General features: G+C 51.8%; 8 protein-coding genes. 3 read left to right on the top strand and 5 right to left on the bottom strand.

What is annotated here, in order from left to right:
* Positions 1 to 249: 249 nt before the first annotated feature.
* Positions 250 to 837 carry a ribonuclease HII gene (gene rnhB, locus RIC19_RS21830; RefSeq protein ID WP_350180498.1) on the bottom strand — a complete coding sequence of 196 codons (588 nt, stop codon included), beginning with the start codon at positions 835 to 837 and terminating at the stop codon, positions 250 to 252.
* A 53-nt stretch (positions 838 to 890) separates the two neighbouring features.
* On the opposite strand from rnhB, the gene RIC19_RS21825 reads away from it, so the two are divergent.
* A complete protein-coding gene (locus RIC19_RS21825) occupies positions 891 to 3,407 on the top strand; it encodes a DUF5686 and carboxypeptidase-like regulatory domain-containing protein (RefSeq protein WP_350180497.1) in 2,517 nt (838 codons plus the stop codon).
* A 165-nt stretch (positions 3,408 to 3,572) separates the two neighbouring features.
* Here the strand turns inward: RIC19_RS21825 and RIC19_RS21820 are convergent, their stop codons facing one another.
* Complete coding sequence (locus tag RIC19_RS21820) at positions 3,573 to 4,100, bottom strand: hypothetical protein (RefSeq protein WP_350180496.1); 528 nt, start codon at positions 4,098 to 4,100, stop codon at positions 3,573 to 3,575.
* 162 nt (positions 4,101 to 4,262) lie between these two features.
* Between RIC19_RS21820 and RIC19_RS21815 the strand changes: the two genes are divergently transcribed.
* Positions 4,263 to 6,197, top strand: a complete 1,935-nt coding sequence (locus RIC19_RS21815; RefSeq protein WP_350180495.1) for a CBS domain-containing protein — start codon at positions 4,263 to 4,265, stop codon at positions 6,195 to 6,197.
* A gap of 66 nt (positions 6,198 to 6,263) precedes the next feature.
* Here the strand turns inward: RIC19_RS21815 and RIC19_RS21810 are convergent, their stop codons facing one another.
* The 3 genes from RIC19_RS21810 to RIC19_RS21800 all read right to left on the bottom strand — a co-directional run bounded on the left by RIC19_RS21810 (position 6,264) and on the right by RIC19_RS21800 (position 10,783).
* A complete protein-coding gene (locus tag RIC19_RS21810) occupies positions 6,264 to 7,148 on the bottom strand; it encodes an OmpA family protein (protein WP_350180494.1) in 885 nt (294 codons plus the stop codon).
* 137 nt (positions 7,149 to 7,285) lie between these two features.
* Positions 7,286 to 8,197, bottom strand: a complete 912-nt coding sequence (locus RIC19_RS21805) for a DUF8428 domain-containing protein (RefSeq protein ID WP_350180493.1) — start codon at positions 8,195 to 8,197, stop codon at positions 7,286 to 7,288.
* A gap of 129 nt (positions 8,198 to 8,326) precedes the next feature.
* Entirely contained in the window at positions 8,327 to 10,783 is a 2,457-nt protein-coding gene (locus RIC19_RS21800) for an agmatine deiminase family protein (RefSeq protein ID WP_350180492.1), read from the bottom strand.
* Between the two features lie 141 nt (positions 10,784 to 10,924).
* Here RIC19_RS21800 and RIC19_RS21795 point away from each other — a divergent pair, with 141 nt between their 5' ends.
* The gene (locus RIC19_RS21795; RefSeq protein WP_350180491.1) at positions 10,925 to 11,515 is read left to right on the top strand and encodes a hypothetical protein; all 591 of its coding nucleotides are present in this window, start codon (positions 10,925 to 10,927) and stop codon (positions 11,513 to 11,515) included.
* Positions 11,516 to 11,700: the final 185 nt, after the last annotated feature.

The raw sequence follows: 11,700 nt of genomic DNA, 5'->3' as shown, positions 1-11,700 counted from the left end.
GCTTATACTTCGTCCCGAAAATCCTTCCCGCAAATTGCGGGACAGGCTATTTAGCTAAGGCTAAACTCCGGTTTTCGTGCCTCGTCTAACCAAAAAATTGTTAGTTTTCGACTAGAAGACAAAAGTCCCAACACGCTCTTAACCCTGTAATGATCCCCAACGCATCAAGTCTAGTACTGCCCTCCCCTCAATAGGCTCTGAAAAATTAGGGAGCCTCCCTTCAAACCTCTTCTAATCCCACAACTGCCCCTACTCAGACTGCGGAAGTAGCCTGAACGACTGCCGGTGGTGAGGTGTTGCACCGTGCGCCCGTATAGCTGCCCGGTGCGCCTTGGTGGGATAGCCTTTGTTTTTCGCCCAGTCGTAATAGGGGTAAGCTTCATGGATTTGCATCATATAATCGTCGCGGTAAGTTTTTGCCAGCACCGATGCCGCAGCTATAGAGAGGTACTTCCCGTCCCCTTTAATGATACAATGATGAGGAATACCCTCGTAAGGCTTGAACCGGTTGCCATCAATGAGTAAGGCTTCCGGCACTTCATCCAGTTGCTCAATAGCACGGTGCATCGCCAGAAATGAAGCGTTGAGGATATTGATTTCGTCAATTTTCCCCGGGCTCACCTGCGCGACGGCCCAGGCTGTCGCTTCGGCCTCTACAATAGCACGTGCTTTATACCGCTGTTTCTCCGTCAATTGCTTGGAATCATTCAGCAGCGGGTGCTCAAAATCAGGAGGAAGGATGACCGAAGCAGCGAAGACCGGACCGGCAAGGCAGCCCCGGCCAGCTTCATCACAACCGGCTTCAATCTGGTTTTTGTCGAAAAAAGGCAATAACATTAATACGAACAGTTGAATTAGTGGCCCCAAATATATAGATTACGTCTCAACAGATGATGAAAAGCCCAATACTATTATTCCTGCTACTGCTTGCCTCCGCCGCTCCACTCCTGGGGCAGGTGACCCTGCACGGGCGGATGATAGATCAGGATACCCGTGAAGGCATCCCCTTTGGTAATGTCTTCTTTGAAGGGACAACCCGTGGTACTTCTACCGATGAGGACGGCTACTACGAACTAACCGTTGACGAAGTGGGGGACAGCCTAAGTGCCAGTGCCATAGGCTATGATGTTGTGCACAAGCCCGTAGACCCCGGCCTGGCTGATCAGGAAATCATCTTTTACCTGGGAGGGTCCAGTTTTATGCTGGACGAAGTGGTGGTCATTGCCGGCGAAAACCCAGCCAATGCGATTGTGAGAGGCATCATTGAACACAAGCCCGAAACCCGCATGACTGCCCGGGAATCTTACGCTTACGAAAGCTACGCCAAAATTGAGCTGGACCTCGAAAACATCGATGAGGAGCTGCGCAACAAAAAGTTGCTCAAGCCCTTCGAGTTTATTTTTGAGAATATAGACAGCACCTCCGACGAAAAGCCCTTCCTGCCCATCTATATCAATGAGGTCATTTCGGAGGTCCTTTATGTGAAGGATGCGGGTGAACCCAAACGCATCATAAAAGCACAACGGGCCACCGGGACCAACAATCAGACCGTAATTGAATACATCAAGCGGATTCACCAGGAATATAGCATTTATGACGACTGGGTTTATGTATTGGACAAGCCCTTTGCCAGCCCTTTCTCCAAATCCGGGCTTAGTTACTACGAATACTACATCATCGACAGTGCTGTAGTCAATGGCCATTGGAGCCACCAACTGAAATTCAAGCCCAAGCGTCAGCAGGAACCTACTTTTTACGGCGACTTCTGGGTGGCGGATACCACCTTTGCTGTTCAGCGTGCTAATTTGCGGATGACCCCCGATGCCAATATCAACCTGGTGAGCCGAATCATCATCCACGAAGAGTACGAACCAAGGGGGGAAGAACCATACTGGGTGCCTGTCAAGAAAAAAATGGTGGTTGACTTTTCGCCCGCTGAGAATGCCCCGGGGATGATTGCCCGCCGTACCGAAACCTTCAAAGGCGTACGCCTAAATCAAGTTGGGACCAAGCAGGACTATATCGAAAGGGAAGAGTTCTACCGCCTCGATGAAGTTAATATCGAAAGTGATTCCTTTTGGCAGGATGCCCGCCACGAGCCATTGTCCAAGACAGAGCAACAGGTGTATACCATGGTGGACAGCATCAAAAACATGCCACTCTTTAAAACTTACGTGGAGGTGCTGGAAACTGTTTTTGTGGGCTACCTTCAAATCGGTAAAGTTGAAATCGGCCCTTACGCCTCTATCTACAGCTTCAACCCGGTAGAAGGCGACCGTTTCCGGATTGGGGGGCGTACCACCAAAGCCTTTAGCGAAAACCTCCGCCTCGGCGGCTTCCTGGCCTACGGGCTGAAAGACGAGCGCTTCAAATACGGCGGGAGCGCAGACTGGATTATGAGCCGGCGCCCCAGGACCTCCGCCGGGCTGGCTTACATCGATGACATCAGCCTCAATAGTGAAAATAGTGAAGAGTTTGTGCAGGGCGACTTGTTCTCCGGGCTCTTCCGGCGCGATTTACTGCAAAAACTGATGCGTGTACGGGAGGGCAAGGTCTACTACGAGCGCTTTTGGAAAAACGGCTTATCCAACCGTATTACCTTTTTGCACCGGGACATGGACCCCTACGGTGGAATTTTCCCGGACGGGCGCGGCTTCAACTTCGCCTACCTCTCCGATCCAGGCCGGCTGACGGATATCGACACGACCATCCGCACCACCGAAATTATTTTCAAGGCCCGGTATGTGAAAGACGAGATGATTGTGGACGGAGACTTCAGCCGCAGCAGTTTTGGATCGAAGCACCCCATCATAGAGTTTCAGTATACGCTGGGGGTTGACGATTTGCTGGGCGGGCAGTACACCTACCATAAGCTCAACCTGAGCTACCGGCATTACTTCTACATTAACCCAATGGGCTGGCTGTCTTACCGCATCCGGGCGGGCAAGGTCTTCGGCACAGTCCCCTTCCTGCTCATGGAGGTACACCCCGGCAACGAAGGCTACCTGGTGGGGCGGAATATCTTCAATATGATGACGCGGTACGAATTTGCCAGCGACACCTACGCCAGCCTCATGCTTGAGCACCACTTCGATGGTTTTTTCCTAAACCATGTCCCACTGCTGCGGAAGCTGAAATTCCGGTCCTATGCGACCTTCAAAGCCATAATGGGTAGTCTGTCCAATGCCAACCGGGACGTCAACCGGCTCAACCTCTTCATCCCTACGGAAGATAATACCTATCCGGGCTTCCGGGCCCCGCAGGACCAACCCTATATGGAAGCCAGTATCGGTATTGAAAATATTTTGAAGGTCTTTCAAATTGAAGCCGTTTGGCGCCTCAACTACCTGGACAATCCACAGGCGCGGCGCTTTGGGCTACGCGGTGGGGTAGCCTTTTACTTCTAAGAGCTTGTTTGGAGCGGTTTCGTCATGAAAATCAAGGATTTATGGTTCTGGCGAAGTCACTAAATTTGAGTTTAGCGGGCTAAATGAAAATTTAGTGAGGAAGTCAGATTCATAAAGCGTTGATTTTCAATAGGAACGAGCTCCAAATATGCTCTAAATGGATGACTACCGGTACGCCCGGAAGACCATGTCCAGCTGAGAAGCATAATTAGCCGGCGGGGAAAAAGCAAAAAAGACTACAATTTCCAGGCGGTAACTTTCGCGGGATAAGTCGCGCTTGACATTCCGCAGCCCGGGCAACAGGTCTATACGGTCATCCTCCGGATAGCGCTGCAACTGATCGATGTAGAAGACCTCATCGGCGGGCGTGCAGGCTTCTGTCCCATCTTCGCAAATGCGTACGGAGACCCCTTCCATGAAGACATAATCAAAGCCGTCGAGGCAGCGCAGCGTTGCGGTATATGGGTTGATCTGAGTAAAAGCAGAGGTGTCCGTATTATTTTGGTTGAGAAAAAAACCAATATTAGTCGCTATGCCCCGGATGGCATAAGCACCAGGGATAATGGGGTTCTGCCCGGCTTCAATGGTAAAACGGAAGTTGGGGTAAGCCAAATCGAATAAGGGAGTCCGGTTGTCGCGGCGGCAGGCCGCAAGAATAAGTACCGTGAGCAGAATATAAACCAGTTGCTTCATAATTTCATAACACTCAAGTGCCGGGAAAGATTGTGTGCACAGCTCACCTTAAGGCCTTGTATTTCCCAGGTCCTCTTCAAATCCAAAATTAAAAACTAAAATTATACCCGGCTTTCCAATTATCAACTATATTTAAGCAGCTGAACAAAACGACACACACTTATGGGCGAACAAAGAGTCTCTCTGGTACAGGACAAAGCATCTATGCAACAGTTTGTAAAAAAGCTCCTGCGGGACGTACAGGCACTGGAGTACATGCTGGATAACGATTGGTTTGAGAATGATATCGTCCGTATTGGGGCGGAACAGGAGATGTGCCTGGTACACCGCAAAACCTACAAGCCGGCCACGATTGCCATGGAGGCCCTCGAACACATGAAGGACTACGATTGGGTGGAAACCGAACTGGCGCGTTTCAACCTGGAAACCAATCTGGACCCCCGCGAATTTACTGGCTTTTGCCTGAGCGAGCTGGAAAAAGAGAATGCCGGCAAGCTGGACAAAATCAGTGAGCGGCTCGAAGGCCTGAAAGCCCAGTTGATCCTCACCGGGATACTCCCTACCCTGCGCAAGTACGACCTGGAGATGCACAACCTCACGCCCAAGAAACGCTACTACGCACTTATGGAGGCCATCAATTCCCAGCTACAGGGCAGTGCCTACGAACTGCGGATCTCCGGAATCGATGAATTGCTGGTCCGCCATAATTCACCCCTACTGGAAGCTTGCAATACCAGCTTTCAGGTCCACCTGCAGGTAAGCCCTAATAATTTCGCTCCACTATATAACATCTCGCAGGTGCTCGCGGCGCCCGTCATTGCTATAGCCGCTAATTCGCCTATAGTTTTTGGCAAGCGCCTCTGGCACGAAAGCCGTATTGCGCTTTTCCAACAAGCGCTGGATGTACGCACGACCCAGGAGCATATGCGACAGCGCAGCCCAAGGGTAAGCTTTGGCACCAACTGGCTGGATAAGTCTATCATGGAAATCTACAAAGAGGACATCGCCCGGTTCCGGGTGCTGCTGAGCGCTGATGTGGAGGAAGACTCCATCAAGCTGCTTGCGGAAGGTAAAGTGCCCAAGCTCCGTGCACTGCAGGTACATAACTCTACGGTCTACCGCTGGAACCGCCCCTGCTACGGTGTCAGCCCCAACGGCAAGCCGCACCTCCGCATAGAAAACCGGGTCATCCCTGCCGGGCCAACCGTTGTTGACGAAGTGGCTAATGCCGCATTCTGGTTGGGCGCGATGGAAGGCATGCACGCTGCCTATCCCGATATCCGCACCAAAATTGGCTGGGAAGATGCCCAGGATAATTTCATCAAGTCTGCCAAATTTGGTGTTGATACCAAGTTTACCTGGTTTGGCGACCAAAAGGTCTCTGCTACTGATCTTCTCCAGCAGGAGCTCATCCCTCTCGCCAGAGAAGGCCTGAAGCGCCGAAATGTAGATACCGGTGATATTGACCGGTATTTGGGGATCATTGAAGAACGCGCCAAAAACCACACGAGTGGGTCGCGCTGGCAATTGCGGGCTTACACCAAACTATCGAAAGAGGTGACCCGGGATGAAGCGCTCTGCGGCTTGACCGCCTCTATAATTAAAAATCAAAAAGAGAATAAACCAGTACATACCTGGGAACTGCCCAACGCTGAAGATATGCCCGATTACAAGCCCGCCCGCCTAATGGTCGATGAGTTTATGGAGACCGACTTGTTTACGGTACAAAAAGATGACCTCATCGAACTGGTGGCGGAACTAATGGATTGGCGAAAAATACGGTATATGCCCGTTGAGGATGCTAAGGGGAAAATTGTTGGCCTCATCACCTCGCGCCTGTTGTTGCGCTACTTCACGCACCAAAACAAACTCAACAGCAAGTCGGCCACCTGTGTTAAAGACATCATGATCAAAAACCCAAAAACCATAGGCCCTAATGAAACCATCGTGGAGGCAATGCGGAATATGCGGAACAATAAAATCGGCTGCCTGCCGGTCGTCCAAAACGATGAGCTCATTGGTATCATCACCGAAATGGATTTCTTACGCATCTCCGGCCGCCTGATGGAGCGCCTCGAGGCGGAGTTTGAGGATTAGCAGACTGCCCAAAGGCAATCGGAGAGGTGCCCGATAAAGGAAGTTACGCTATCGGAGAACCGGCAGCTACGGATTGCCCGTATCCAAAGCACGCTTTAGGTCTCGCAGCAACCGGCGTTGCCCCTGCTCAATGCGGAACTCCATGCGTTCATTAAGCGCCCGGCCTTCTTCTGTGGTATTGGAGGCGCGTGGTGCGAAATCGCCCTTTCCGGCAGCCGTTGCCCGGCTTGTGCTGAGCTCGTACTTCCGGGTGAGCTCATTGACGAGCGTGGCGGCACGCATGGCGCTAAACTCCCATTTGCTGTCAATATGCTTACGGTTCAGGGGTTGATTATTGTTGTGGCCAACAACGGTAAGCTGCAGCGTAGGATAGGCAGCCAGGTATTGGCTAATGATAAGAAGGGTCTGGGCAGCAGTTTCCTCCAGGCGGGTGGTGCTGCCTGGATAAAAAAGATAATCAGAAAGGACCGATAGCGATAAAACCCCATCAGATTCCACCTCCAGAGTGAATACAGCAGAGTCTACCCGTTGAAGGGTATCCAGCAATTGGAAGGCCAGTGTATCCAATTCGGCACTGCGCGTTTGCAGCACGGTCCTGATTGCATCAATTCTAGCCTCTCGTTCAGCAATAAGGGCATCCCGTTCTTTGAGTCGGGCATCCAGGTCTTCTACTTCACTGGACTGATCCCGATCCATGCGCTCAATCTCATCATCCAAAGCAATGATGCGGTCCTGCAGTTTATCCTGGCTGGCAAGGAGGGCGTTGTTTTCTCCCCTGCGCTCCGCCGTATCTAACCGCAACTGATATACCAGCTGTGTGGTTGAATCCAACCGGTACGACAAGCTATCGGCTGTAGCGTCAGCAACGGTCAGGGCAGCAAGATGCTTTTTCTTACTCACACAGGAAGCCAAAAGCAGAGGGAGCAGTACAATCCATAGTATATTCCTCATTTGCAAACGTTTTGCTACACAAATATAGCTTTCCTATGGCTTGCACTGAACATCCCTGACGCAATTCCTAAAAAGAGCAAGCCCCGGAAACTGACTTATTGCAATTCCCGGGGCTGCTGTTTGGGATGATTCCGGCTTTAACGCAAGCGGATACTGGAAGAGCCCAGCATGCCAATTTCCGAGAAGATAGACACCCGGTAATACCCTGGATCGAGCTTGTCTTCCAAATCATAGACGAAGGACAAACGCTGGTTTTCAGCGATATCCACATCTTTGGCTTTCACTGCGATAATATCCATTTCCTGGTTATTGACGATGGTCTTTGCCTTAACCGGGTTCGTCGCAGCTATTGGCGTCCCTTTGTCGTCATTGATGGTAAGGTAGAGGGTACGCAGCCCCTGAAGGTCCTCGGGCACGCCCGTGAGGTCAAAGCTTATGCGGATGGTACGTACGCGGCGGGCCTTGGAGGTTACTTTATCGTTGCCTTTTTCCAGCTCTACCTGAAAAGCGGAAGCTTTGAAGTTTTCCAACGTCAGCCGGTCATTTTCATCTTCGATGGTCCTGCGGATGTTGTTGAGTTGCTCGATCTCTTCCTTGGAAGCGGTAAGCTCGCCTTCCATCACGCCCATCACCTGCCGCAGGGAGTCATTTTCAGCAACCAGCCCCTGAATATTGTACTGCAGCTCATCTTTCAGTGCCATAAGCTGCTGTATTTCGGCACGCAGCGCGTTGATCTCTGAAGAACTCTTCGCACGGATATTCCGGATTGCAGCTTCTTTTTGTGCAATGGTTTCCTGAGCTTGTGCCAGGTCGCCCTGCAACTCTCCATTTTGCTCGGCGAGCATCGTGTACTCACCCTGTAAGCTATCTACTTCTGAGAGCAGGTCTGCTCTCAGCCCTTCAAGGTCTTCAACGGTGCCTTCCAATTTATCCCTGACACCTTCGAGCTCTTTACGCTGATTGTTTTGCGTGAGCCCCCAAATGCCTGCGGCTATAAAAAGAATAGCAAGAATAACGATGGCGGCAATCATGCCTTTCTTCTGGTCCATAGTTGTTAAAGTTAGTTGGTTTTGATAATGAAACATGGCCTAAAACCAGACCTGTTTCTCCCCATCTAACGAAGCGCTATGGCCGAATCGCATGAATGCACCTGTTTTTTTTAACATTTTTTTAGCACTCTACTCCGCAATAGTAATTCTCAGCGTGGTATTGGCCTGCCCTATATTCAGCTGCAGGTTGTATGTGCCGGCCGGCAGTCCCTCAAAGGGCAACTGGAATTGGAAGCTGCCGGGTGAAATCTGCTTTTGCCCACTGTGCATTTGTTGCCCCATTTGATTGGTCAGGCTCCAGGACAAGAGGCCTGCTTCAGGGCTGTTGACCATCAACTGAGCAGTATGACGGACCGGGTTAGGGAATACATTGGCCTGCAGCACATTCTGCCCGGCTGAGGGGGCGCTCGATGGGTCAAGGTCCATCACTTCGATCAGGTCGAGGTATATGAAGTTGCCATAATCTCCCACATTCTCAAACTCGATGGTCACCGCTTGCCCTGCAAAATCGGTAAGCGAAACCGTTTCGGTGCGCCACTCCTCACAGCTCTCGGGCACAAAGGGGCTAATCTCCGGGCTGGCGGTCGCCAAATCAATACCGAAGGTTTCGTATACCGTTGTTTTGTTGCCATCGCAGTCGATGAGATTGACCCGCAGGCCGTCCTCAATCGCAGTGGTTTTTTGCGCATAGGCCACATCAAAGCGCAGGGTTGGGTCATTCAGGCTGCTCAGGTCAAAATTGGCGCGCAGGTAGTCGCTCGTGTTGCGGGTATCCACCAGGAAGTTGTTGATGCGCATGGCACCGGGGTCGCAGAAGTCAAGGTCAATCCGCTCCCAGGCGGCCAGATCGCCTTCCGGGTTGTCCACGGTCCATATTTCTGCGGGGAAAGTGGCTTCGAAGGTTTCCAGATAAGGCTGTTGCAGTTGGCTTACCTGCACATGGTCCGCTTGGGTGAGGGTATCCGACAGGCTGCCTTTGTAGGCAATCAGCTGCACTGCATAGCTACCGCCTTCCGTATAGAGGATGGTGGGCATCTCTTCAGTCGAAGTAGCCGGCTGCCCGCCTGGGAAGTCCCAGCGGATACTATCATACACCCCGGTGGTTTGGTTGCCGAAAGTGACCAGTTCACCCGGGCAGATGGCCTGAGGTGCAGGGCCAAAGGCCGGCTGAAGGGCATCCACCTTGAACCGGAAGTAACCCTCCGGTGCTACAATGGGGCGCACCTGGGTTTTCCCGCTGTTCGCCTCGGCTGCCAGGTAATACTCGACAACGGTGTTTTCCGGGAAAGCCGGAATGCTGCTCGTCCAGATGGCTTCCGTGGTGTCCGACAGCTCCATTTCCACCGCTGTGTATCCGGTAGCCCCTGCTGTACGGTAATGCAGGGTCGCTTGCGCAATGCCACTCCTGTGTTTGATGATGGCACTGACCGGATAAGCCTCTTCTGTACTTTCCTGGTCCCGCAGGCGGGCGTGCGCAATCCACAACGGTTCGTGCACACCAACCAGCTTCGTAATGCAATGAATGGCGCCCAGGCTTGGAATGATACCATTGCAATCGATACCTACTATGTTGTAGCCCGGCAGGGATTCCTCGTAGATGCGCAGGGCGGTAGTATCGTATTGTTCATCGTAAGTAGGCACCAGTACCGTCCCATTTACAAACAAAGAATTAGTATAGGTGCGGTAATCACCGTTCTGGTCGGGATACCGCCCATCATCGTCCGGTGGCATCGGCATACGGATGATACGATAAGGGTTGCCGAAGGGCGTGGGTACCTCGTTGAGCAGGTATTCAATATTGGCCTCGATTTGGGGCCCGTCCGATACGCCTTCAGGGTACTCGCCAATGATGATGGTTTCTTCATCAATAAACCGCATGTGCATATCCAGGTGGTGGATGACATCGTAAGGCAGAGACGGCAGCTTCACATAGCGGTCTACCCCAAAGTAGAGATTAGCGATTTGGTCAATCTCGGCTTCCGTTTTAAAAGGGTTTTCATCCAGGATCAGATCGGAGGAAAAGATCGTACCCAGGCCATCACGGAGGTTATTCCCGCCGCTATGCACCCAATCGTAGGGCGCTTCAATAGCTTCGTAAATGGGCAGCCCTAAATGCTGGGCGATATAGGCCGGAATTTTATCATCATCCGGTCGCCATGGGCGGTTATAGATGTAATCTGCAATCATCAGGCTGTCTACATCGTTGTGATAGATCGTCCAGGGGCCATAGTCGCGGATCCAGATAGAATCGTAATCCGGGCTGAGGATTTCCACATTCTCAAGGTCGACATCACCACTGATCAGGTAGTTGGAAACCGCCGTAGGGTTATCTGCAAAGATGATGACCTTGCATTCCGCTGCCCCATACCGCACAATTTCCCGCAGCAAAACAGCGTGTTGGTTGCGCCAGCTCACCAATAATGCCTGTGACTCCTCCCATTCCGCCATGAGGCGTACAGGGGCAGGCGGGGGGTCAGTACTGACTAAAACCGGATTAACGGGCCCGGTCTCCTGAGCCTGCAGAGCTGCAGCAGGGAGCAATAGTACCAACACAAAGTAGATAAGCAGTGTAGACCTTAGTCGCATAGGATGAGTTTTGAGTGCTCTAAAGATACACCGATGCAGTTACTTTTGAAAGGGGAACACCGGGTTGCGTCGCCAAAATTGCGAGATCAACTTAGGTATCGTGTTCAAAAGGCTGTACCTTTCTCTAAATACTTATAGTTCATGCCTGTTTTTGAGGAGAGTGGCTTACGGTTTGATTTCGATGCCCGGTGGGCCGTCCGCAAATACGATGCGCACCGCTTCTTCCAGGGCTTTAGCGGGGCGGGGCTGAAGGGCGTTGACTTCATCGCCCTCCACGGGAGCACGCTGATACTGCTCGAAATAAAAAACTACCAAAGGCGGCAGCGTTGGCAAACCGAAAACCCGTTTGACCCCATCCTGGCTGCGCCCGGCTCCTTCGCCAACCATATGGCCAGCAAATACCTGGACACCCTGCGGGCACTGCGGGCGATTGGTACCTACTACCATCGCCAATGGCTGTTCAGGCTGCTGCACCCTGTTCTAGTGCGCCTGCCCGGACGAAAGATGGATTGGGTTTTCTGGGCACGGGTAGACCAGCATTTGCGGGAGGGGCGCCCTGTAACAGCCTTACTCTGGCTCGAGACTGAACCCAAACAAACTGACTTCCTTGCCACCCTGAAAGTGGCAATTACCCCTCTGCTCAGGGCATCTGTGGCAACCTTCCAAATTGTAAATCTTGAAGGGGCGCAGATACCGGAAGGGATCACCGTAACTGCTTTGCCTGATCAATAAGAGCGTGTTGGGACTTTAGTAATCGGCCTGCAAACTACACTTTTTTGCTTATACTTCGCCCCGAAAATCCTTCCCGCAAACTGCGGGACAGGCTATTTAGCTAAGGCTAAACTCCGGTTTTCGTGCCTCGTCTAACCAAAAAATTGTTAGTTTTCGACTAGAAGACAAAAGTCCCAACACGCTCT

Origin of the sequence: Phaeodactylibacter sp., from assembly GCF_040219495.1 — a bacterium.
Lineage (GTDB): Bacteria > Bacteroidota > Bacteroidia > Chitinophagales > Saprospiraceae > Phaeodactylibacter.
The sequence above is the reverse complement of the archived record's forward strand: the minus strand, read 5'-3'. Positions and strand labels throughout refer to the sequence as shown.